Below are 20,566 nucleotides of genomic sequence, written 5' to 3'. Positions count from 1 at the left end.
GCATCAGGGATGAACAGAGGGAGGAACTCGGCATGAGTCAGTCGACAGCAGCAGCGGCCGACGACGTTGCACCGGCGACGATGCGGGCCGTCGTCGTCACCCGCCCCGGCGGATTGGACGCGCTTCAGATCAAGGATGTGCCGGTGCCCGTACGCAATCCCGGCTGGGTGCGGATCAAGGTGAAGGCGTTCGGTGTCAACGAGTCCGAGGTCAGCACCCGCAAGGGAGAGTCGGACCCGGAGGTCACCTACCCGCGCATCCCGGGCATCGAGGGCGTCGGCGTGGTCGACGAGGCCGACGAAGACAGCGGTCTGCGGCCGGGCCAGCAGGTGGCGACCATGATGGGCGGCATGGGCCGGTCGTACGACGGCGCGTACGCCGAGTACGTCACCGTCCCCGCCGGGCAGGTCATCCCGTTCGCCACCAGCCTGCCCTGGGATGTGGTCGGCGCGCTGCCGGAGATGTTCCAGACCGCGTACGGAGCCCTGACCCGGGGCCTTGACCTGAAGGCCGGGCAGACGCTGCTGATCCGCGGCGGCACCTCCACTGTCGGGCTGAGCGCGGCCGCGATCGCGAAGGATCTCGGCGCGACCGTCATCTCCACCTCGCGCAGTGAGGCGAGGGCCGGGGAACTGCGGGCAGCGGGAGTTGACCACCCCCTCGTCGACAACGGCACCCTCAGCGACCAGGTGCGCGGCCTGTTCCCGAACGGCGTCGACGCCGCACTGGAACTGGTCGGCTGCTCGGTCCTCACCGACACCCTGCGCACCGTCCGCCGGCACGGCACCCTCTGCTTCACCGGAGCCCTGGCGGGCCAATGGACCATCACCGACTTCACCCCGTTCATGATCCCCAACGGGGTGCGGCTGACCGCCTACGCGGGCGATGCCGCCGACCTCCCGGCCGATGCCTTCGCCCACCAGCTTCAGGCCATCTCGGAAGGAAGCCTCAAGGCCCCGGTCGCGAAGGTCTACCACGGCCTGGAGCAGGTCCGTGATGCCCAGGCCGACGTCGAGTCCGGCACCACACCGGGCAAGCACGTCGTCGTCCTGGACAACTGACAACCGATCGCGGGGCGCGACGTACTCATCGCAGCCGGCGACTCGGTCGGGCACTAGGTCGACCCGGGAGGAGCGCCAGGTCCCCGGGCCGGAAGGCGCACCGGACATCACGGTGCTGATCCTCAGCCCCGCCGAGGACCGTGGCCCCAAGGGCGGCATCCTCAGCCTCCACGGCGGCGGGATGATCATGGGCGGCCGAGGGGACCACGTGAGCCACGAGGCGGGCGTGAGCGTCGACCTGCACATGTGGGGCGGCGGGGCCTTCAAGGGTCCGACCTGACGGCGGGCGACGCGGCGGTGTCGTGCGCGGCCAACGCGACCCGCGAGGAGTTCATCCGACGGGCTCTCGGTGGGTGAGCGATGTGGCAGTGGCCGCCCGCGGCCTGCTCAGGAGGAACGGGCGGAGGAACTGGGAACCTGTCGGTTCGCCGCCGCAGGAAACAGCCGCTCGACGGCCGTGACGACAGCGGCTCGGCGTGCCGCCAGGAACGTGGCGCGATCCTCGCGGGACGGGGGCAGCAAGTCAGGCTGTGCGGCCCAGGCAGTGGAGATCTGGTTGACGAGGACGAGGATGTCGACCGGGTCCCACTGGGCGTCCAGATGGCCGGCTTCCTGAGACTCGCGGATCTGCTCGAGCTTGCGGGCCACTGACTCCCGGAAGGCGTCATGAGGGAGGGGGTCGCCGGCGTCGAGCTCGAACTGCCCCCAGCTCATGAGCCGGAAGCGGTCGGGGTGTCCGGTGAAGTAGTCATGGAGACGGCCGGCGTACCCGGGCAGGTCGGCAGGGTCCAGGCGGGTCGCTTCGGCCACGGCCGTGAGCTCCTGTGCGGAGACGAACCGATAGAGGGCGACCTTGCTGGAAAAGTAGGCGTAGACACGTTCCTTGCTGGTCTTGGCGGCCTTGGCGATGCGGTCGATCCGCGCCCCGGCGATCCCGTGCTGGGAGAACTCGGCCTTGGCGGCACTCACGATGCGGTCGCGGACCGAATCCTGGGTGGGTGCGCTCATGCCGTCAAGATTACCAGACCGAACCGTTTGGTTTGATTCTGGCGATGGTCGGGATAGGCTTCAAACCAAACTGTTTGGTTCGATCCGGAAGGGATTCACATGCAGCACCGGACACTCGGCACCCAGGGCCTGACCGTCTCGGCGATCGGCTACGGCTCGATGGGCCTGACCATGGCTTACGGGCCGGGCGACGAGCAGGCGGGCATCGCCACTATCCGTCGCGCCCATGAGTTGGGCGTCACCTTCTTCGACACCGCCGAGCTCTACGGCTTCGGCACCGGCTCCAACGAGATCCTGGTCGGCGAGGCGGTCAAGGACTTCCGCGACGAGGTGGTCCTGGCCACCAAGTTCGGCTTCGACCTGTCCGACCCGTCCCAGGGGTTCGGCCTCAACAGCCGCCCGGACAACATCCGCAAAGTCGCCGACAACAGCCTGCGCTACTTGGGCGTCGACCAGATCGACGTCTTCTATCAGCACCGCGTCGACCCGGACGTGCCGATCGAGGACGTCGCCGGGACGGTGAAGGAACTGATCGACGCGGGCAAGGTGAAGTACTTCGGCCTGAGTGAGGCGGGTCCGGAGACGATCCGCAAGGCGCACGCCGTCCAGCCGGTCTCGGTCCTGCAGACCGAGTACTCGCTGTTCGAGCGCGACGTCGAGCAGCTCTTTCCGGTTCTGCAGGAGCTCGGCATCGGCTTCGTTGCCTATTCGCCCCTCGGTCGCGGCTTCATCACCGGTACCGCGAAGCCCGCCGGCTCATACGACGCCAGCGACATGCGCAACTCCGATCCGCGCTGGCAGCCCGGTAACTTCGAGAAGAACGTCGAAGCCGTGGAGCGGCTCGGCCGGCTGGCCGCAGCCAAGGGCCTCACCGTCTCCCAGCTCGCCCTGGCCTGGCTGCTCGCTCAGGGCGAGCAGATCGTCCCGATCCCGGGCACCCGGAGCGCCGCCCGCATGGAGGAGAACGCCCGCGCCGCCGACGTCACCCTCACCGAGGCCGATCTCGCCGCGATCCACGAGATCCTCCCGAACGGCGGATTCGGCGCCCGCTACGCCGAAGAGCATGCCCCCAACTGGGTGTGACCCCAGCCCGATCGGCACCCCTACCTGCGCGTTGCCTCCCGGGCCGCGAAAGCGGCCGGGGTGAGACCGGTGCGGTCGCGGAAGAACCGGCCGAAGTTCGCGGGATCGGTGAAGCCGAGCTGGGTGGCCACGGCCCGGGCGTCCCACCCGCCCTCGCCCAGCAGGCGGCGGGCTTCTAGCAGGCGCCGGTCGTCGATGAGCTCACGAACACCCTTTCCGGTCGCATCCCTGGCGGCGCGGCTGAGGGTGCGGACCGAACAGTCCAGCAGCCGCGCGTAGTCGGCGGCCCGGTGTAGTTCGCGGAAGTGCAGCTCCAAGGCGTCCAGGAAACGCCCGTATCTGCCGCCGCGGCCCGTGTTGGCCGTGGTCGCGCTCATGGATGTGACGCCCGGTGCGGCCGCCAGGCGCAGCAGCAGCGATTCGAGCAGGCTGCGCCGCAGGGCGTGGTGGACGTCCAGGGGTCGCCGCCCGAGGGCGCGGTGTTCGTCCAGGAGTTGGAGCGCGGTCTGGTGGAGCCAGGCGGCGTCCTCGGGGTGCGGGGTCAGTACCGCGGGGGCGTCGTGCGCTGTGACCTGAGCCAGGAGTCGGGCGGTGTCGGGCCGCAGCACGCCCGGTTCGAACAGGATGAACGGGCCGCGGGCGGCCCCGGGCGGGTGCCAGCACTGGGCGTGTCCGGGCCGCACCCACAACCACTGGCCAGGGACGACGGTCCGCGTGAGGTGGTCAACGTCGTGGAGCAGCTCTCCTTCGGTGACCGCGATGAGGTAGTGGAAGGTTGCGCGGCCCGGCAGGGGAGGGTTCCACGGCCAGTCGTCGTGCTGAGCGAAGAAGTCCTCGACGGTATTCACCTCGAGCCCGTACGGGGTGCCGACCGGAGGCTGGAAGCCGTACAACGTGATCTCGGCGTCTCCGGCCTGCCCGCCCGACCGTAGGTGTCGCTTGTCGACCATCACGTGTCCGTAGTCTACCGCCCGATATGCCGTCTTCGGGGAAAGGATGGAACGTGCGGCCGCGACCACGCCGCTCGCCCCCGTCGGCCCGGAACCACCTAGAGAAACGAGGCACCCATGAGCGGATCGGCCCTGCACAAGATCGCCGCCAACTGCGCCGACGGACTGCCCGGAGCCCAGCTGGAGCATCCCTTCGGCGACGACTGGGAGGTCTTCAAGGTGCGCGGCAAGGTGTTCATGCTGATGACCGAGGTTCCCGGGCGTTCCGTCGTGATCCTCAAGGCGGACCCCGGCGAGGCCCGCGCCCTGCGGGAGCAGTACAGCCACATCACGCCCGGATACCACATGAACAAGAAGCACTGGATCACCCTGGAAGACGGGGACGGCATCGACGAGCAGCTGGTCACCGAACTCGTCACCGACTCCTACCGGCTCGTCGTCGCACACCTGCCCAAGGCCGAGCAGCCCGTCGGCCCGCACTCCTACGGCGTCGGAGCGCGGGCGGCCCGGTGAGCGCGGCCGGAGACCGGCTCCAGGACACCGCCCGCAAGGCGGCCCTCGCGCTGCCGGCCACCGACCACGGCTACCCGTTCACCGAGCACCTGGACGTGTACAAGGTCGCGGGCAAGGTGTTCCTGATCATCACCGACGACCCCGACGACCAGATCATCACGGTCAAGTGCGAACCCAACCACGCCCACGCGCAGACATGCGAACACGCCACGATCACCCCGGGCCGCTACCTCGACAAACAACACTGGATCTCAATCGGCCCAGGAACTGGCATCACCAGGCGACTGGTCATCGACGCCGTCGAGTACTCCTACGACCTGGTCGTCGAGACACTGCCGCGACACGAGCGACCCGGTGCGCGATGAGCGCCGCGAACCTCCCCGCGAGCGGCTGAACTCCCGCCCGTCAGCGTCCCAAGCAACGCCCACCACACCCGCACCTCCCACCACCCGAGAGGCGGTTGTGCGGGTGGATTGGTAGGTCAGTCTTCGATCAGGGCCTGGAGGGTTTCCTGGTCGGATTCGGGTACGTAGCCGGCGTAGTAGTCGTACATGTTCTGCCGGGCGATTCGTGCTGCCGCGTGACCGTTGCCGTCGCGGATCGCGTCGACTACCTCGGCGTGGTGATGTAGCGACTCGAGCATCAGCGAGCGGCTGTTCGGCGCGTGGGCGATCTTGTCCGAGATCAGCCCGAGTACGACGCCGCGGACGACCTCGTTGCAGGTCTGGATCAGCGTGTTCCGGCTGATCCGTGCGATCAGCTCGTGGAACGCGAGATCAGCCTGGCTGAACGCGTCGAAGTCGACGTCGATCGCGTCCCGCATCGCGACCAGCGTCGCCTCCAGTTCGTCCAGCTGTTCGGGCGTACGCAGCCGGGACGCGACCTGGATCGCGGCGCCGTCCATGATCATCCGGAAGCCGATCAGCTCGCTCAACGTCAGCTCGTCGACGCGAGCCAGCCGGACCAGTTGCTTGCGCAGCGCGACCTGGGAGAACGGCAGCACCTCCGGACCGTTCGGATCACCCGCTCGGGAGCGGACCACCCCGTTGCTCTCCAGCACCCGGAGCGCCTCGCGGACTGTCGAGCGGCTGACGGCGAACTGACTGACCAGCTCCCGTTCGCTCGGGAGCCGCTGACCCGGGGTGAGCTCACCGCGGGCGAGCTGATCCTCCACTTGTTCGACGATCCGCTGGTACGCGCGAATGGGCTGCACCGGCTCGAACTGCGGCGTCTTTGTCATCCGGTGCACTCCAATCTGGTTGACACACCCAATCGTCTTGACACGGCGGTGTGGTGCGACAAACCTAGTGCCCCACGGCTACCTAGTCCACTGGTCTGACCAGTCACAGCTGAACGGCGAAGTCCGCCGCCCGGCGTGGCCCGGCTGCCCGGAGGAACCAGTTCGCAAGAATGCGGCCGTGACACGACGCCGGAGGACAGCGCGGCGGTGGTTGAGCGGTGGAGTGGTCGCGGTACGGCGGTGATGTGGTGCCGGTGGTGATGTGGCGCCGGGCGATGGTGGTGGTTGTGCAGTGGTTATGCGGCGGAGTGGTCGCCGTACGGCGGATGCGGTGCCGGCGGTGATGCACCACCGGTGCCGGGCGGTGATGTGGTGCCGGTGGTGATGTGGCGCCGGGTGATGGTGGTTGAGCAGTGGTTGTGCGGCGGAGTGGTCGCGGTGCGGCGATGATGTGCTGGCAGGTGATGGTGGTGCGGTTGTAGTGCGGCGGTGGCGCCGGACGCGGGGCTGTGCTGGTCGGCGACGCTGGGGTTGTGCTGGTGGGTGACGCGGGGTTGTGCTGGTGGGTGTTGTGGTGGGTGTGGTGATGGGTCGAGGTACTGGAGGAGTTGGCGTGAAGGTTCCTGTCCGGGTGGTTGCGGTTGTCGCGGCGGCGGTGCTTGCGTTGACCGCGTGCTCCGCTGGTTCCGGTACGTCCTCCGGCGGGAGTTCGCCCGGTGGTGATCAGAATCTGTCGATCGGTCTGGTAGCGGAGCCGGCCAGCCTGGACTTCACCACCACCGACGGCGCCGCCATCCCGCAGGCGCTGCTCGGCAACGTCTACGAGACGCTGGTCAAACAGGACGACTCAGGCAAGATCGTCCCGTCACTCGCGAAATCGTGGACAGTCTCGCCGGACCGCAAGACGTACACGTTCGACCTGGTGGCGAACGCGAAGTTCACCAGCGACAAACCGTTCACCGCCAACGACGCGGTGTTCAGCATCAACCGGGTCAAGACCGCCTGGACGACCTCGCTGAAGTCGGCAATGGACGTGGTCGCATCCGCGAAGGCACTGTCCCCGACCCAGCTCCAGGTCACGCTCGCGAAACCGAGTAACGACTGGCTGTTCCGGATGACCACCCGCATCGGCGCGATGTTCTCCGAAACCGGCGTCAGCGCACTAGCCACCACGCCAATCGGCACCGGCCCGTTCAAGTTCTCCAAGTGGAACCGCGGCGACTCGATCGTCCTCCTCCGCAACGACAGCTACTGGGGTACGAAACCGTTCTTCCAGCAAATCACCCTCAAGTACTTCAAAGACGCCACCGCGCTGAACAACGCGCTCCTCACCAGCACGATCAACGTGATCGGTACGGTCCAAGCACCGGAGGCACTGAGCCAGTTCACCAGCAACGCGAAGTACCAGGTGATCGAAGGCACCACCAACGGCGAGGTGCTGCTGTCGTTCAACAACGAGCGCCCGGTGTTCAAGGACATCCGGACCCGGCAGGCGATCCGGATGGCGATCGACCACAAGGCCCTGCTCGACACCTGCTGGGCCGGCCGCGGCAAGCTGATCGGCAGCATGGTCCCGCCGACCGACCCCTGGTACGAGGACCTCACCGGCATCGCCCCGTACGACCTGACCAAGGCAAAGTCCTTGCTGCAGGCATCAGGTGCGGCCGGGAAGACGCTCCGCCTCCGGCTGCCGACGTTGCCGTACGCAACTTCCTGCGGCCAGGTGGTGAAGAGCATGCTGGAGCAGGCCGGGCTGAAGGTGCAGATCGATCAGCTCGAGTTCCCGGCGGCCTGGCTGACCACCGTGTTCAGGAACGCCGACTACGACATGTCGATCATCGCGCACGTCGAGCCGCGCGATCTCGGCGCGGTCTTCAACGCCAAGTACTACACCCGCTACAACGACCCGACGCTGCAGGCAGACCTGGCCGCGGCAGACGCCGGTGACGAGGCCACGCAGATCGCCGACATGAAGAAGGCGGCCCGGCGGTTGTCGGAGCAGGCCGCGGGGGACTGGCTGTTCCTGCTGCCGAACCTGATCGTCGCGGACAAGAACGTCAAGGGCCTGCCCCAGAACGCGATCACCGAGAACTTCGATCTTTCCAAGCTTGCGCGATGATCGTCCGCCTGATCGAGCGCGCGGGAGTGTTCTTGGTCAGTCTCGCGATCAGTTCGGTGCTGGTGTTCGCGTTCATGGCGGTCCTGCCCGGCGATCCGGCCCGGGTCGCGCTCGGCGTGAACGCCTCCGATGAGGCAGTCGCCGAGCTCAGAAGGCAGTTCGGCCTGGACCGCCCGCTACCGGCGCAGTACTTCGACTGGCTCGGCGGCCTGTTGCGCGGCGATTTCGGCACCTCGTACGTGTCGAAGGCGGCGATCGGGCCGCAGGTGTTCGACCGGCTCCAGGTCACCCTGTGGCTGGTGGTTGCCGGCATGATCATCGCTCTCGTGGTCGCGGCCCCCGCCGGTACGATCATGGCCGCCCGCCACCGCAAGGTCTCCGGATTGGCGCTGTCCGCGCTGTCCCAAGTCGGCGTCGCGGTCCCGGCGTTCCTGGCCGGCATCCTGCTGATCGTGGTGTTCGCGGTAAAACTCGGCTGGCTGCCCGCGAACGGCTGGACCCCGCCCGCGCAGGACCCCGGCATGTTCCTCAAGCAACTGATCCTGCCGGCGTTGTCGCTCGGTCTCGTGCAAGGTGCGGTGCTCACCAGGTACGTACGCAGCGCCGTGCTGGATGTTCTCCGCGAGGACTACCTCCGCACCGCGCGCGCCAAAGGCCTCCGCCCGTTCCAGGCACTCTGGCGACATGGACTGCGCAACGCCGCGGTCCCGGTGATCACGGTGCTCGGCTTGCAGTTGGCCACGCTGCTGATCGGCGCCGTGGTCGTCGAGCGAGTGTTCGTGATCCCAGGCCTCGGCAGCCTGCTCTTGGACGGCGTTTCGAACCGCGATCTCCTCCTCGTGCAGGACGTCGTGATGGTGCTCGTCCTCGCCGTGCTCCTGGTCAACTTCCTCGTCGACGTGCTGTACGCGGCCCTCGATCCGCGCCTGAGGACGTCATGATGCGACGACTCAATCCAAGCCTGATCGCCGGCGGCGTGATCGTCGCGCTGATCGTACTGATGGCGCTGCTGTCGTTCGTGTGGACGCCGTACGACGCAACGCTCGTGACGCCGGCAGCGCGCTTGCAGCAGCCGTCGTGGTCGCACTGGTTCGGCACCGACAAGTTCGGTCGCGATGTACTTAGCCAGATCATGGTCGGCTCGCGTACGACCTTGTTCGTCGGCGTGGTCGCGGTGGGCGTCGCGGCGGTGATCGGCGTACCGCTGGGCATCCTGGCTGCGATGGTGCGGCGCTGGCCGGGTGAGGTGATCATGCGCGCGAACGATCTTTTGCTGGCGTTCCCCGCGTTGCTGCTGGCAATCATGTTCGGCGCGGTGTTCGGCGCCAGTACGCTGACCGCGATGGTTGCCATCGGCATCGCTTCGGTGCCGAGCTTCGCCCGGGTGATCAGAAGCGGCGCGCTCCAGGTGATGCGGACCGAGTACGTACTGGCGGCGCGCGCGGCCGGCCGGCGTCCTTGGCCGATCGCTGTCCGGCACGTCCTGCCGAATGTGACCAGTCTGATCACCGTCCAAGCCTCCGTGTCGTTCGCGATCGCGGTCCTGGCCGAGGCGGCGTTGTCGTTCCTCGGGTACGGCACGCCGCCGCCGACGCCGTCGTGGGGGCGGATGCTGCAGGAGAGCCAGGAGTTCTTGTTCAGCGCCCCGCGGCTCGCCGTGGTGCCTGGGATCGCGATCGCGATCGCCGTCCTCGGCTTCAACCTCCTCGGCGACGGCCTCCGCGACCGCTTCGACCCCAAACTGGAGGACCGCCGATGAAAGCGGGCTCGGTCAAGAAGCGAGGCCGCCGATGAGCGACGTACTCACGGTGCGCGGCCTGTCGGTCTCGGTCCGCGACACCACCCTGGTGTCGGACGTCGACCTGACCGTCGGTGCGGGCGAGCGGGTCGGCCTGATCGGTGAGTCCGGCTCCGGCAAGTCGCTGACCGCGCTGAGCATCCTCGGTCTGCTGCCGGAGGACGTGCACGCCACAGGTTCCGTACGCCTCGAAAGCGTCGACCACGAGCTGATCGGCGCCGACGAACGCCACCTGTCCCGCGTACGCGGGCACGACATCGCGATGGTCTTCCAGGAGCCGATGACCGCCCTCAACCCGACCATGCGGATCGGCGACCAGGTTGCCGAAGCGATGCTGATCCACAAGACCCGCACCAAACCCACAGCGCGTACGGCTGCCGCCGATCTGCTCGAACGCGTCCAACTCCCGACCGAAACCCTCCGCGCATACCCGCATCAGCTATCTGGTGGCCAACGGCAACGAATCGTGCTGGCCCTTGCCTTGGCCAACGATCCCGCGCTGCTCATCTGCGACGAACCCACCACAGCCCTCGACGTGACGGTCCAGGCACTCGTCCTCGACCTGATCGTCCGCGGCGTGTTGGAACGATCGTCGGCCCTGCTCTTCATCACGCACGATCTCGCTGTCGTCGCCACGGTGTGCGAACGCGTACTGGTCATGTACGGCGGCCGAGTCGTCGAATCCGGGCCGGTCAGCGAGGTGTTCACCCGGCCGCGCCACCGGTACACCGAGGGTCTGCTCGCGGCCTCGGACCTGGAGACCACGTCGCGCCGTCTGACGACCATCCCCGGAAACGTGCCGTCCGCCGGGCACTTCCCGTCCGGGTGCGTGTTCCGGACCCGCTGCGCGCACGCGACCGCAGCGTGCGAGCAGACGCCTCCCTGGTCCGGACCCGAGGCAGAAGGTTTTGCCTGCTTCCACCCCGCGGGAGGTGCCGATGCCTGATCACATCCCGACCACGCACGAGCCCGAAACGCCGACCGCGATCCAGGTCATCGAGCTCGTCCGTGATTACCCGCGCCCGCGGACGTCCCTGCTCAAACCGGCGCCCGTCGTCCACGCCCTCCGGGGCATCAACCTGGAGATCAAACAGGGCGAACGCTTCGGCATCGTCGGCGAATCCGGCTGCGGAAAGTCCACGCTGCTCCGCATCATCGCAGCCCTCGACCGTGCCACCTCCGGCAAGGTGGTTGTCGAAGGCACCGATATCACCCGGCTGCCGGACCGGCGCTTGCGGTTCCTGCGCGAGAACCTCCAGCTCGTCTTCCAGGATCCGATGAGTTCGCTCGATCCACGGATGCGGGTCCGCGACATCATCGCCGAACCCCTTGTGGTGCAAGGGCATCCGGCCTCGGGGCAGCGCGTACGCGAACTGCTCGAAGCGGTCGGCCTGTCCGCGGACGCCGGCGACCGGTACCCGCATCAGTTCTCCGGCGGCCAGCGGCAGCGCATCTCGATCGCTCGCGCGCTCGCCCCGCGACCCCGGATCCTGGTCGCGGACGAGCCGGTCAGCGCGCTCGACGTGTCGGTTCGCGCGCAAGTACTGAACCTGATCTCCGACCTGGTCGATGAGCTCGACCTGACGCTGGTGTTCGTTTCGCATGACCTGTCGGTGGTGAAGCACGTCTGCGACCGGGTGGCCGTGATGAACGCCGGCCAGATCGTCGAGACCGGCTACACCGGTGACGTGTACGCCGCGCCGCAGCACCCGTATACCCAGCGGCTCGTGTCCGCGATTCCGACACTGCAGCGCGCGCTGTCCGGTGCGACCACGTCCGACCTGCTCGCGAAGGGAGAACCCGCATGAAGTTCCCAGCCGGCCTGCCGATCGGCGAGTCCTGGATCGAGCCTGCCGCGACGATCCCGGTGATCTTCCCGTACGACGGATCGACCATCGCGGACGCACCGGAGGGTGACGTCGAGTTGGCACGGTCCGCGCTCGATCACGCGGCGGCGGTCCGCGAAACCGTTGGCCGGTTGCCGTCGCACGTACGCCGGAAAGTCTTGCAGAGCGTGCATTCCGCAGTTCTTGCCGAGCGGGACGCGTTCGTCGACCTGCTGGTGCTGGAGACCGGCAAGCCGTTGGTCGACTGCCGGGTCGAGATCGATCGGACGCTGCTCACGCTGGAGACCTCGGCGGAGGAGGTCGCGCGACTTCATGGTGAGACGGTGCCGCTCGATCTGCTGCCGAGCGGCGAAGGATTGCAGGGATTTTGGGTACGTAAACCGATCGGCGTCGTCGTCGGGATCACCGGATTCAACTATCCACTGCTGCTCGCGGCGCACAAGATCGCGCCTGCGTTTGCCGCCGGCTGCCCGATCATCGTGAAGCCCGCGCCGCAGACCCCGCTCGCCACGCTGTGGCTGGTGCATTTGATGCGGTCGGCGTTGGCTGATGCGGGTGCGCCGGAGAGCGCGTTGCAGCTGGTGACTGGCGGACCGGAGGTGGGCGCGACGCTGACCACCGACGCGCGGATCGGTGCGGTGTCGTTCACTGGTTCGGCCGCGGTCGGGCACCGGATCGCGCGGGACGCGGCGCCGACCAAAGTCCTGCTCGAGCTCGGTTCGAACTCGGCGCTAGTTGTTGCCGATGACGCCGATCTGGATGCGGCCGCGGACGCGATCATCCGCGGCGGGTACTACGCGTCCGGCCAGGCGTGCATCTCGGTGCAACGGGTGATCGCCGTCGAGTCCGTACGCTCCGAGTTGCTGGCGAGACTTGGCGCTCGGCTGCCCACGGTTGTCGTCGGTGATCCGCGCGATCCGGCGACCCGCGTGTCCGCGCTGATCAATCCCGCGTCGACCGAGCGCGTACGGGCCTGGGTCGGCGATGCGGTACACGCCGGTGCATCCATCGCGTACGAGGCGCCGGGTGACGTACTTGGGCCGATCGTGCTGACCGACGTACCCGACGGACTGCCCGCGTGGGACGAGGAGATCTTCGGCCCGGTGATCGCGGTCCGATCAGTGCCCGATGTGGACAGCGCGCTGGCGGCCGTGAACGCGACCCGGTACGGCCTGCACGCGAGCGTTTTCACGTCGTCGCTCGACACCGCATTCGCCGCGATCGACCGGCTTGACGTCGGCGGTGTGGTGATCAACGACGTACCCGGCTTCCGGTCCGATGTGATGCCGTACGGCGGCGTGAAGGACTCCGGGACCGGCCGCGAAGGACCGCGATTCGCGATCGAGGAACTGACCACGACCAGGATGGCGATCATCCGCCCGCGCCCGTGAGAGGTGGCCCGATGGACTACGCGAAACTGTTCCGGCTGGACGACAAACGAGCCGTCGTCATCGGGGCCGGGAGTGGGATCGGCCGGGAGAGCGCGCTCGCGCTGGCGGCGCATGGAGCGCGGGTGACCTGCGCCGATCGGGACCTGGCCGGTGCCGAGCAGACCGTTGCCCAGGGCTACCCGAACGCGCTGACGGCCTACGGGCTCGACATTTTGGACGATGCGGCAATCGAACGTGCGGCGGTTGAGCTTGGGCCTGTTGATGTGCTGGTGTTCACGGCGGCAACCAACGTACGTAAGCGGATTCTCGACTACAGCGGCGAGGAGTTCGATCGGGTGGTTTCGCTGAACTTGCGGGCGTCGTTTCAGTTGATGCGTGCCTTTGGCAAGGGAATGGCGGAGCGGGGGAGTGGCAGCATTATCGGGTTCAGTTCGATCCGCGGGACCACGGTCGAGCCGGGGCAATCGGTGTATGCGGCAACTAAAGCTGGTCTTGTGCAGTTGCTGCGGACTGTGGCGGCTGAGCTTGGGCCGGCCGGGGTGCGGGCGAATGCGATCGCTCCGGGGGTGGTGGAGACGCCGTTGACCGCGCAGATCAAGGCTGATCAGGGGTGGTACGACGCGTATGCGCAGAAGGGGGCGCTGGGACGGTGGGCGCAACCAGGGGAGTTGGCTGGGGCGGTTGTGTACTTGGCGTCGGACGCGGCGAGCTTTGTGACCGGGAGCGTACTCGCGGTCGACGGCGGCTGGACTGCCGTCGACGGCCGCTTCGAACCACCCAACTGAACCAACTGACTCAACCGCCGAGCTGAGTTGTCGAACCCTGTGGATGTTTCGACCAAGGAGGTTTTGTGAGTCTCGCTGATCTGACTGCGACCGAACTGCTGGCTGGGTACCGGGACCGTTCGCTGTCACCGGTCGAGGTCATCGACGCCGTTCTCGCTCGGGTGGAGGAGTTCGAGCCGAAGATCCACGCGCTGTACGCGCTGGATCCGGCCGGTGCGCGGGCGGCGGCGCAGGAGTCGGAGCGGCGTTGGCGGGACGGTACGGCGGGTGCGCTTGACGGCGTGCCGCTGACGGTCAAGGAGAACATCGCGACGCGCGGGACGCCCGTACCGCAAGGAACCGCAGCGACCGACCTCGTACCGGCCGCGGAGGATGCGCCGGCGGCAGCGCGGCTGCGGGACGCCGGGGCGGTGATCTTCAGCAAGACGACGATGCCCGAGTACGGGATGCTGTCGTCCGGGGTGTCGACGTTTCACCGGTTGACGCGCAACCCGTGGGATCTGTCGCGGACGGCGGGCGGTTCGAGCGCTGGGGCGGCGGCCGCGGCGGCAGCTGGGTACGGTCCGATTCATGTCGGCACCGACATCGGCGGATCGATCCGGTTGCCGGCTGGCTGGTGCGGGTTGATCGGGTTGAAGCCTACGCACGGGCGGATCGCGGTCGGCAACCCGTACGCCGGGCGTGCGATCGGGCCTCTCACCCGCACCGCGGCCGACGCAGCCCTCGCCCTGACTGTCATGTCCGGCTACGATCCCCGCGACCACACCTCCCTACCATCTGCTTCCGCTGAGTCGGCTGGGGCTCTGGCGGGCGGTTGGGCGGACAGTTCGCTGGTCGGGCTTCGCGTCGCTCTTCTGCTCGACGCGGGCGTCGGTTTGCCCGTCGATCCCGAGGTGACCGCGGCGATCACCACCGCCGCGACCGTACTGGAAGCAGCCGGCGCGATCATCGATCCGATTCCGCCGATCATCACCCGCGACATGCTGGACGGACTCGACCGGTTCTGGCGAATCCGCTCCGCCACCGATATCGCCGCCCTGCCCGAAGAACGCCGCGCCAAAGTACTCCCGCAGATCCGCGAATGGGTGTCCACGGCAACCGATCTGACCGCCGCCGACGTCTTCCACGGCTACAGCCAAATGTCAGCGATGGCCGCCGCGGTCACCCACGTCTTCACCACCCACGACGCGATCCTCTCCCCGGTCGCCCCCATCACCGCATTCCCCGCCGAACTCGCCTACCCCACCGACGACCCGGCCAAGCCCTTCGAACACATCGGCTTCACGGTCCCGTACAACATGTCCCACCACCCCGCCACCACCACCAACGTCGGCTGGTCGTCCACGGGCCTTCCGATCGGCGCACAGCTGGCCGTACCCCACCACCAAGACCTCACCGCACTTGCCCTAGGCAACCACCTGCACAACCAACGCACCTGGCCCACCCCCTAACCGGCAACAGCATCCAGCCGCGCAACAGCCTTCACCAATAGCTGCCCGAACGCGGCATCTGTTGGCGTGGTGCGACTCTCCGCGATGAGCTTCATCAACGTACCGCCCCGCGCCACGTACCCCCAAGAAATTCCATCATCCACGCGCAAAGCCACACCGTCCTTCAGCCCGGCGACGCCGACCTTCCGTACTGACATCCGGTACGTGTCGCTCGTCGAGTACGTGTACTTCACCGTGGTCGTCGCACACCGCGGAAGCGCCGTGACGATCCCCTGCACCCGCTCAACCTGCGATTCCGGCCAGGACAAGATCACTTCCGTGACGGTCAGGTCGTCGGTCGGACTGTTTGCCCGAAGCAAGTACTGCCCCCCGCACACTTGTCGCCGGCCGCACCGCATCCCGCGCCGGATCATGCACCACGGAACAGACCTTCGGCTCGTACTCCACCAACCCAGCCGGCTCCGCCGTCCGCGGATCCGGCGCGACACCCCCGTCCCACCCCTTCGGCAGATCACTCACCCGCAACGCCGCCTTTGACCGCCTGCCCCACACTGAGCGGAACGACCGCCGGCTTGGTCGACGCCACCCGGGACGGCGTTACTCCGGCGGACGTCGTGTTGACGGGTGTTGGCGCCGGGGTGTCGCTCTGATTGATACAACCAGTCAGCACAAGCACAGCGCCCACCGCGAGCCCGGCGCCGACGCGCGCGCAGCAACCCGCGCGAATGGCCGGCGAGCAACTGTCGGCACAGCGCGACACACTCCGTTGCGGCGGATCACGGGCCCACCGCCGCGTTCAGCCGTGCGGCGGCTTTGGCGACGAGCCGGGAAAACGTGGCATCTGTGAATCCGATGTCGGCCTCGAGGTCGACGATAGTGCCGCCACGCACGACGTACGCGGTGTACATGACCGGGATCGGGTCACCATCAGGTGCACTTGATCGGTACCGCAGCGCGAACGCGCCGGCGACTCCCGGCACAACCAACCGAGTTGCGGTCCAGGTGTACTTCACCTTGTCACTCGACACCATCGTGTACTTGGAGCACTTCGGCAGCAGTGCGGTCAGGTCCGCGACGAACGAATCCAACCGAGTCGGCCACGACCAGATGAATTCGGTGACAGAGGCGCCCGGCTCTCTGATGAAGTACTGCCCACGGACCGCGGTAGTAGGTGTCCCCAACAGATCAGTCGGATGCCGGAAAACGAGGCACTCCGGAGGGTCGTACTCCCCGCGATACCCCGGCGTCGGCAGCGCATCGGCGGCCACGCCCCCGTCCCACCCTTTCGGCAGATCGCTCACCAACAACGCCGCCTTCGTCGCCTGCGCCACCGACAACGGCACCACCGGCGTCACACTCGGCGTACCCACCACCGGATCGATGTCGTCCTCCGGCTGACCAGAACACCCCGCCACCGTCAGCGCAAACGCGGCGACCACCACCAGCCGCCGTACGAATCGTCCGAACACCGCATCAGAGTAGAGCAGAAACCGCCGAGTCAGGTCGCGAGCGGCGGTACGGAGGTGCGTGGACGACTGAGCCGCAACCGCACCCGCCGCAGCCGGCGGGATTCGCGCGCGGCCAGCTCGACCTCGGCGGCGAACCGGCGGTCGTTCTGCGTGTTCACCTGATGGAAGAGTCGCCCGGCCTCGTCCATCGCGTCCACCGCCGGCGTTCTGCTGCCGTGCGCTTCGAGGTGATGCGCGAAGTCGAAGAGCGCGCGGGCCAGCTCACGCTTGTGCCACAGGCTGTGCGGAACGACTTCTCGGTACAGCTCGACCGCGGTACGCATGTTCTCGACCGCGTCGGAGTACCTCCGCGCCAGGTAATCGACCCGTGCTTTGGCTGCCTGTGATTCCGCCCGCGTGGCCTTGGCCTGGAGTTGGCGCCGTTCGTTCTCCTCGACCCGGACGGGATCTTCGGCGGCGGCCCCACCTGCCAGTCGGCCGGTCAGCGTTTCGTGCTCGGCCGCCAACTCGTTGGCCCTGATGGCGTACACCTTGTCGAACCGCACCAGCTCCCGGTACGTCTCCAGCGCCACGTCCGCCAGCCGGCGCGCCTCGGCTGCCCCGGCCACGCCCTGGTTCTCGACGATCAGCCTGGCAAGAGTGAACTGGGCATCCGCGGTTTGCGCGTACAGGCGGGCGAACTGCGCCTTGAGCGGATGACCGCCCATGAACATCACCGAGTCGGGGCCCAGCCGGCGCATCACCCGCTGCGGATTGTTGGTTTCGCGGTCGAGGCGCACGTACACGTCCAACGCCTGGCGAGCGGCGGCCAAAGCCTCGGCTCCGTCGCCGAGCGCTTCATGGATCTCGCTCTTGCAGGTCTGCGTCCGCGCGAGCAGGACGACGTCGTCGTCCTGATCCGCGATCGCGACTGCCTCCTCGGCCGCGGCGACCGCGACCGTACTGTGCCGCAGCGCCGACTCCCGGCGCCCGCGCGCCAGCTCTTTCATCGCCTTCGCCTGCGCGCCGACCGCCCGCGCCCGAGCCCCCGCCGCCGATCTCGGTTGCATCCCGCCTCCTCGCGTTCAGTCCCGACGATCATGCCGGACCAGCCGGCCAACCGCACCGCGGCCGCGCGCCGACCTGGTGCACTGACGGGTCGGTATCCTCTGAAACGAGTGGTTCAGTCGACGAGTGGGAGAACCGATGCGAACTCTGGGAATCGTCGCGCACAGTGTGCCGGGCGCGGCGTCGTGCTTTCAGACCTTCTGTGAGCTCGGGATGGATCGGCTCGGGCAGCACCAGCACCCGCCGGCGGTGATGGACTGCGTACCGATGGGCGCGAGCATGCCGTACTGGGAATCGGGAGACCATCAGGCGATCCGGGCGATCCTGGCCGGCAGTGCCGAGCGCCTGGCCAAGATCGGCGCGGAATTCTTCGTCTGCCCCGACAACACGGCGCATCTCGCGCTCGAAGCCGCCGGACCGCCGTTGGCCATCCCCGGGCTCCATATCGCCGAGGTGGTCGCGCGGCGAGCGGCCGACTCCGGCTACCGCCAGGTCGCGGTGCTCGGCACCAACTGGACGATGGAAAGCGACCTGTACCCCCAGGCGATGGCGGCGCACGGTCTCCGGACCTGGATCCCGGCGGCGCACGAAAGGGAGTTGATCCAGGCAACTACGTTCAGCGAGTTGGTCCATGGCCGCTTCACCGACTCGGCCAGGCAGCTCTTCGGGGGCATCATCGAATCGTCCCAACGGGAAGGTTGTGACGCCGTCGCGCTCGTCTGTACGGAGTTCCCCCTGCTCGTCACGCCCGACGTCTCGTCGCTGCCGATCCTGAATTCGACAGCCCTCCTGGCCGAGGCCGCACTGGAGGTCGCCATCGGCTCGCGTCCCCAGGCAACCTGGCACGGTGGTCCGACAGGCCTGTGACTTGTCCACCGGCCTGGCGCGAAGCGGTGACCTCGGCCAGGACGTCCAGCACTCGGCACCGGCCGCCCGTGCTCGGGCGGGGTCAGCTCGGGTGCAAGTAGTACAGGCCAGTTCCGATTGCCGCGGTGCCGGCGAGCAGCAGGCCGACGACGAACCTGATGCTCGCGGCCCGGTCGCGACGGTCGTGGTCGAGGTCTGGGGTGAAGACCGACGGTTTGCCAGGTGCGTAGTGGATCGTGAGTACGCGGCCGAGCGACTGGCCAGGTTGCGGGATTCCGTCCCGGCACAGCGCGGTGACCCGGCGACCGTCTCGGGTGGTGAATACCACGACTGGAGCATGGTTCACGATGTCGTCACCTTCCCCGTCGGTATAGACATCCTTGGTGACAGCAACCACTCGGCCCGGCACCGCTTCCGCGTGTTCCATCAGCGCGGCGCGGTTGCGTGCGTACTGGATGTCCCGGCTGATCGCCACGATCAGGAACAGGAGGCCGCCGAGGCAGATCAGCCCGGTTTGCCAGCCCCACTTGAAGAACGACTGGACGACCAGACCCACCAGCAGCAAGAACACCATGCAGTTCGGCCCGCCGAGTCCTCGCGTCTCTCCGGCCAGCTCCTGTACCAACCGGAACCGCTCCGGCCGCCCCCGCGGAAATCGCACCGGAAACGTCTGACCGACCCAGGCCGCTTCCACCGGCAGGCCTCGCTTCCCAGCATGCCGGAGCCGGTACTCTCGCCCGTCAGCCGGGTCGTGGAAGGCAACGGTCACTGGTATCCCAGGGCCCTTGGAGTCACCGTGAGCCGGCAGATGTACGTCGACGACGCGCGCCGTGACCCACACCGCCCGCTGCGGGCGGGTGAGCCCGGCAAGCGAACACAAGTACCCGATCAACGCCAGCCCGGCGGGAACCGCCCACCACAGTTCGAGGATGCCACGTAGCTTCACGCACGTCAGACTCCCTCCCAGCCGCGCCCTACCAATCCCAACCTCCGCACCCACGTTCACCTGCGTGGGCAGCTGCACTCTATGTTCGCGCTAGATTTAATGACAATGATTGTCGTTACTGTTAGTCTTCCGCGGAACGAGTGCGGAAGGACGCGAATGGTCGACAAACACAGGCAACAACAGCTGGACGGTCATGGACACGGGCACGACCACGGGCACGGACATGGACATGGGCATGGACACGACCATGCCCATGAGCATGGGCCGGTGGCGCGCTGGCTTGGCAGGGCCGAGGCAGGGCTTACCGGCCGATTGGAGAGCGGCAAGGCCAAGAAACTGACAGCGATCGGACTGAAGGCAGGCGCCATCGCCATCCGGGCGGCGGCCTTCGTCGTATGTCCCGGCGACGACATCGCAGCCGCTGCCATGCCGGCCGTCCAGCACTTGGCCGGTCACGACGACACGCATGGTCACGAGGAGGTCGCCGTTTTGCCGCAACGGCCGATGGAAGTCGCGATGCTCCGGAAGGACCGCCGCAAGGACGGCCCCGGCCCCGATCCCGTACCCGCACCGCCGGCCCCGGTCGACGCCGACCCGGCCACCTGGGATGTGACGTCCGCCTACCAAACCTTCGTGGTCGCCGGCATCGCACCACCCGGTACAACACGGCCGGCCCGCACGGCGACTGCGACGACTGCGGCGAACGCGACGAACGCGACGAACGCGACGAACGCGGCCAACGCGGCCAACGCGGCCAACGCGGCCAACGCGGCCAACGCGGCCAACGCGGCGAATGCGGCGAATGCGGCGAATGCGGCGAATGCGGCGACGACTGCCCCCACCTCGTCCGCCGCCCGCCGCCGCGAAGGTCCTTCCCGTTCACGCTGACCCGACGGCACGCAGTCAACCGCCAGGCCAAAGTCGGCGCCGCCAACTTTGGTGATCGTCGCCCGTGCACGGATTCCAGCCGGACTCGGAGCAGATGTGGGTC

General features: G+C 67.8%; 23 protein-coding genes. 16 read left to right on the top strand and 7 right to left on the bottom strand.

Annotation, left to right across the window (positions count from 1 at the left end; all coding sequences use genetic code 11):
* Positions 1–32: 32 nt before the first annotated feature.
* Together ABD260_RS05555 and ABD260_RS05550 are read left to right on the top strand one after the other, a co-directional pair.
* A complete protein-coding gene (locus ABD260_RS05555; RefSeq protein WP_344232241.1) occupies positions 33–1,061 on the top strand; it encodes an alcohol dehydrogenase catalytic domain-containing protein in 1,029 nt (342 codons plus the stop codon).
* Between the two features lie 112 nt (positions 1,062–1,173).
* The gene (locus ABD260_RS05550) at positions 1,174–1,341 is read left to right on the top strand and encodes a hypothetical protein (protein WP_344232240.1); all 168 of its coding nucleotides are present in this window, start codon (positions 1,174–1,176) and stop codon (positions 1,339–1,341) included.
* A gap of 107 nt (positions 1,342–1,448) precedes the next feature.
* Here the strand turns inward: ABD260_RS05550 and ABD260_RS05545 are convergent, their stop codons facing one another.
* Positions 1,449–2,069, bottom strand: coding sequence for a TetR/AcrR family transcriptional regulator (locus ABD260_RS05545; RefSeq protein WP_344232239.1), 621 nt, complete (start codon positions 2,067–2,069; stop codon positions 1,449–1,451).
* 99 nt (positions 2,070–2,168) lie between these two features.
* On the opposite strand from ABD260_RS05545, the gene ABD260_RS05540 reads away from it, so the two are divergent.
* Entirely contained in the window at positions 2,169–3,152 is a 984-nt protein-coding gene (locus ABD260_RS05540; RefSeq protein WP_344232238.1) for an aldo/keto reductase, read from the top strand.
* Between the two features lie 20 nt (positions 3,153–3,172).
* On the opposite strand, the gene ABD260_RS05535 is transcribed toward ABD260_RS05540, so the two are convergent.
* Positions 3,173–4,102 (bottom strand): helix-turn-helix domain-containing protein, encoded by a 930-nt coding sequence (locus ABD260_RS05535; protein WP_344232237.1) that lies wholly within the window; start codon positions 4,100–4,102, stop codon positions 3,173–3,175.
* A 117-nt stretch (positions 4,103–4,219) separates the two neighbouring features.
* Between ABD260_RS05535 and ABD260_RS05530 the strand changes: the two genes are divergently transcribed.
* Positions 4,220–4,615 carry an MmcQ/YjbR family DNA-binding protein gene (locus tag ABD260_RS05530; RefSeq protein ID WP_344232236.1) on the top strand — a complete coding sequence of 132 codons (396 nt, stop codon included), beginning with the start codon at positions 4,220–4,222 and terminating at the stop codon, positions 4,613–4,615.
* On the top strand, positions 4,612–4,980 hold the full coding sequence (locus ABD260_RS05525) for an MmcQ/YjbR family DNA-binding protein (protein WP_344232235.1): 369 nt from the start codon (positions 4,612–4,614) through the stop codon (positions 4,978–4,980). The genes ABD260_RS05530 and ABD260_RS05525 overlap by 4 nt, the downstream gene beginning before the upstream one ends.
* A gap of 116 nt (positions 4,981–5,096) precedes the next feature.
* Here the strand turns inward: ABD260_RS05525 and ABD260_RS05520 are convergent, their stop codons facing one another.
* Positions 5,097–5,855 carry a FadR/GntR family transcriptional regulator gene (locus tag ABD260_RS05520; RefSeq protein ID WP_344232233.1) on the bottom strand — a complete coding sequence of 253 codons (759 nt, stop codon included), beginning with the start codon at positions 5,853–5,855 and terminating at the stop codon, positions 5,097–5,099.
* Positions 5,856–6,073: 218 nt separating this feature from the next.
* On the opposite strand from ABD260_RS05520, the gene ABD260_RS05515 reads away from it, so the two are divergent.
* The 9 genes from ABD260_RS05515 (at position 6,074) to ABD260_RS05475 (ending at position 15,246) form a co-directional block, all read left to right on the top strand.
* Positions 6,074–6,199, top strand: coding sequence for a hypothetical protein (locus ABD260_RS05515; protein ID WP_344232231.1), 126 nt, complete (start codon positions 6,074–6,076; stop codon positions 6,197–6,199).
* A 269-nt stretch (positions 6,200–6,468) separates the two neighbouring features.
* A complete protein-coding gene (locus ABD260_RS05510; protein WP_344232230.1) occupies positions 6,469–7,974 on the top strand; it encodes an ABC transporter substrate-binding protein in 1,506 nt (501 codons plus the stop codon).
* The gene (locus tag ABD260_RS05505) at positions 7,971–8,915 is read left to right on the top strand and encodes an ABC transporter permease (protein WP_344232228.1); all 945 of its coding nucleotides are present in this window, start codon (positions 7,971–7,973) and stop codon (positions 8,913–8,915) included. The genes ABD260_RS05510 and ABD260_RS05505 overlap by 4 nt, the downstream gene beginning before the upstream one ends.
* The gene (locus tag ABD260_RS05500; RefSeq protein WP_344232227.1) at positions 8,915–9,733 is read left to right on the top strand and encodes an ABC transporter permease; all 819 of its coding nucleotides are present in this window, start codon (positions 8,915–8,917) and stop codon (positions 9,731–9,733) included. The genes ABD260_RS05505 and ABD260_RS05500 overlap by 1 nt, the downstream gene beginning before the upstream one ends.
* Positions 9,734–9,764: 31 nt before the next feature.
* The gene (locus tag ABD260_RS05495; RefSeq protein WP_344232226.1) at positions 9,765–10,718 is read left to right on the top strand and encodes an ABC transporter ATP-binding protein; all 954 of its coding nucleotides are present in this window, start codon (positions 9,765–9,767) and stop codon (positions 10,716–10,718) included.
* Positions 10,711–11,580, top strand: coding sequence for an ATP-binding cassette domain-containing protein (locus ABD260_RS05490; protein ID WP_344232225.1), 870 nt, complete (start codon positions 10,711–10,713; stop codon positions 11,578–11,580). The genes ABD260_RS05495 and ABD260_RS05490 overlap by 8 nt, the downstream gene beginning before the upstream one ends.
* Entirely contained in the window at positions 11,577–13,010 is a 1,434-nt protein-coding gene (locus ABD260_RS05485) for an aldehyde dehydrogenase family protein (protein WP_344232224.1), read from the top strand. The genes ABD260_RS05490 and ABD260_RS05485 overlap by 4 nt, the downstream gene beginning before the upstream one ends.
* Before the next feature lie 11 nt (positions 13,011–13,021).
* Entirely contained in the window at positions 13,022–13,795 is a 774-nt protein-coding gene (locus ABD260_RS05480; protein ID WP_344232223.1) for an SDR family NAD(P)-dependent oxidoreductase, read from the top strand.
* 65 nt (positions 13,796–13,860) lie between these two features.
* Entirely contained in the window at positions 13,861–15,246 is a 1,386-nt protein-coding gene (locus ABD260_RS05475; RefSeq protein WP_344232222.1) for an amidase, read from the top strand.
* Here ABD260_RS05475 and ABD260_RS05470 read toward each other — a convergent pair.
* The 3 genes from ABD260_RS05470 to ABD260_RS05460 all read right to left on the bottom strand — a co-directional run bounded on the left by ABD260_RS05470 (position 15,243) and on the right by ABD260_RS05460 (position 17,764).
* The gene (locus ABD260_RS05470; RefSeq protein ID WP_344232221.1) at positions 15,243–15,560 is read right to left on the bottom strand and encodes a hypothetical protein; all 318 of its coding nucleotides are present in this window, start codon (positions 15,558–15,560) and stop codon (positions 15,243–15,245) included. The two genes, ABD260_RS05475 and ABD260_RS05470, sit on opposite strands and share 4 nt — an antisense overlap.
* Before the next feature lie 462 nt (positions 15,561–16,022).
* A complete protein-coding gene (locus ABD260_RS05465) occupies positions 16,023–16,715 on the bottom strand; it encodes a hypothetical protein (RefSeq protein WP_344232220.1) in 693 nt (230 codons plus the stop codon).
* A 29-nt stretch (positions 16,716–16,744) separates the two neighbouring features.
* Positions 16,745–17,764, bottom strand: coding sequence for a hypothetical protein (locus tag ABD260_RS05460; RefSeq protein ID WP_344232219.1), 1,020 nt, complete (start codon positions 17,762–17,764; stop codon positions 16,745–16,747).
* Positions 17,765–17,900: 136 nt separating this feature from the next.
* Between ABD260_RS05460 and ABD260_RS05455 the strand changes: the two genes are divergently transcribed.
* Positions 17,901–18,629: an aspartate/glutamate racemase family protein gene (locus tag ABD260_RS05455; RefSeq protein ID WP_344232218.1), complete on the top strand. Its 729-nt coding sequence runs from the start codon at positions 17,901–17,903 to the stop codon at positions 18,627–18,629.
* 82 nt (positions 18,630–18,711) lie between these two features.
* On the opposite strand, the gene ABD260_RS05450 is transcribed toward ABD260_RS05455, so the two are convergent.
* Entirely contained in the window at positions 18,712–19,575 is an 864-nt protein-coding gene (locus ABD260_RS05450; RefSeq protein WP_344232217.1) for a DUF3592 domain-containing protein, read from the bottom strand.
* 267 nt (positions 19,576–19,842) lie between these two features.
* Here ABD260_RS05450 and ABD260_RS05445 point away from each other — a divergent pair, with 267 nt between their 5' ends.
* On the top strand, positions 19,843–20,463 hold the full coding sequence (locus ABD260_RS05445; protein WP_344232216.1) for a hypothetical protein: 621 nt from the start codon (positions 19,843–19,845) through the stop codon (positions 20,461–20,463).
* Positions 20,464–20,566 lie beyond the last annotated feature (103 nt).

Origin of the sequence: Kribbella hippodromi, assembly GCF_039531045.1 — a bacterium.
Lineage (GTDB): Bacteria > Actinomycetota > Actinomycetes > Propionibacteriales > Kribbellaceae > Kribbella > Kribbella hippodromi.
Note: the sequence above shows the minus strand (reverse complement) of the source record. Positions and strands in the feature narration are given on the sequence as shown.

Coding starts and splice junctions, on each gene's coding strand:
- ABD260_RS05555 (WP_344232241.1), top strand. CDS start 33: ATGAGTCAGTCGACAGCAGCAGCGGCCGACGACGTTGCACCGGCGACG.
- ABD260_RS05545 (WP_344232239.1), bottom strand. CDS start 2,069: ATGAGCGCACCCACCCAGGATTCGGTCCGCGACCGCATCGTGAGTGCC.
- ABD260_RS05540 (WP_344232238.1), top strand. CDS start 2,169: ATGCAGCACCGGACACTCGGCACCCAGGGCCTGACCGTCTCGGCGATC.
- ABD260_RS05535 (WP_344232237.1), bottom strand. CDS start 4,102: ATGGTCGACAAGCGACACCTACGGTCGGGCGGGCAGGCCGGAGACGCC.
- ABD260_RS05530 (WP_344232236.1), top strand. CDS start 4,220: ATGAGCGGATCGGCCCTGCACAAGATCGCCGCCAACTGCGCCGACGGA.
- ABD260_RS05520 (WP_344232233.1), bottom strand. CDS start 5,855: ATGACAAAGACGCCGCAGTTCGAGCCGGTGCAGCCCATTCGCGCGTAC.
- ABD260_RS05505 (WP_344232228.1), top strand. CDS start 7,971: ATGATCGTCCGCCTGATCGAGCGCGCGGGAGTGTTCTTGGTCAGTCTC.
- ABD260_RS05500 (WP_344232227.1), top strand. CDS start 8,915: ATGCGACGACTCAATCCAAGCCTGATCGCCGGCGGCGTGATCGTCGCG.
- ABD260_RS05495 (WP_344232226.1), top strand. CDS start 9,765: ATGAGCGACGTACTCACGGTGCGCGGCCTGTCGGTCTCGGTCCGCGAC.
- ABD260_RS05490 (WP_344232225.1), top strand. CDS start 10,711: ATGCCTGATCACATCCCGACCACGCACGAGCCCGAAACGCCGACCGCG.
- ABD260_RS05485 (WP_344232224.1), top strand. CDS start 11,577: ATGAAGTTCCCAGCCGGCCTGCCGATCGGCGAGTCCTGGATCGAGCCT.
- ABD260_RS05480 (WP_344232223.1), top strand. CDS start 13,022: ATGGACTACGCGAAACTGTTCCGGCTGGACGACAAACGAGCCGTCGTC.
- ABD260_RS05460 (WP_344232219.1), bottom strand. CDS start 17,764: ATGCAACCGAGATCGGCGGCGGGGGCTCGGGCGCGGGCGGTCGGCGCG.
- ABD260_RS05455 (WP_344232218.1), top strand. CDS start 17,901: ATGCGAACTCTGGGAATCGTCGCGCACAGTGTGCCGGGCGCGGCGTCG.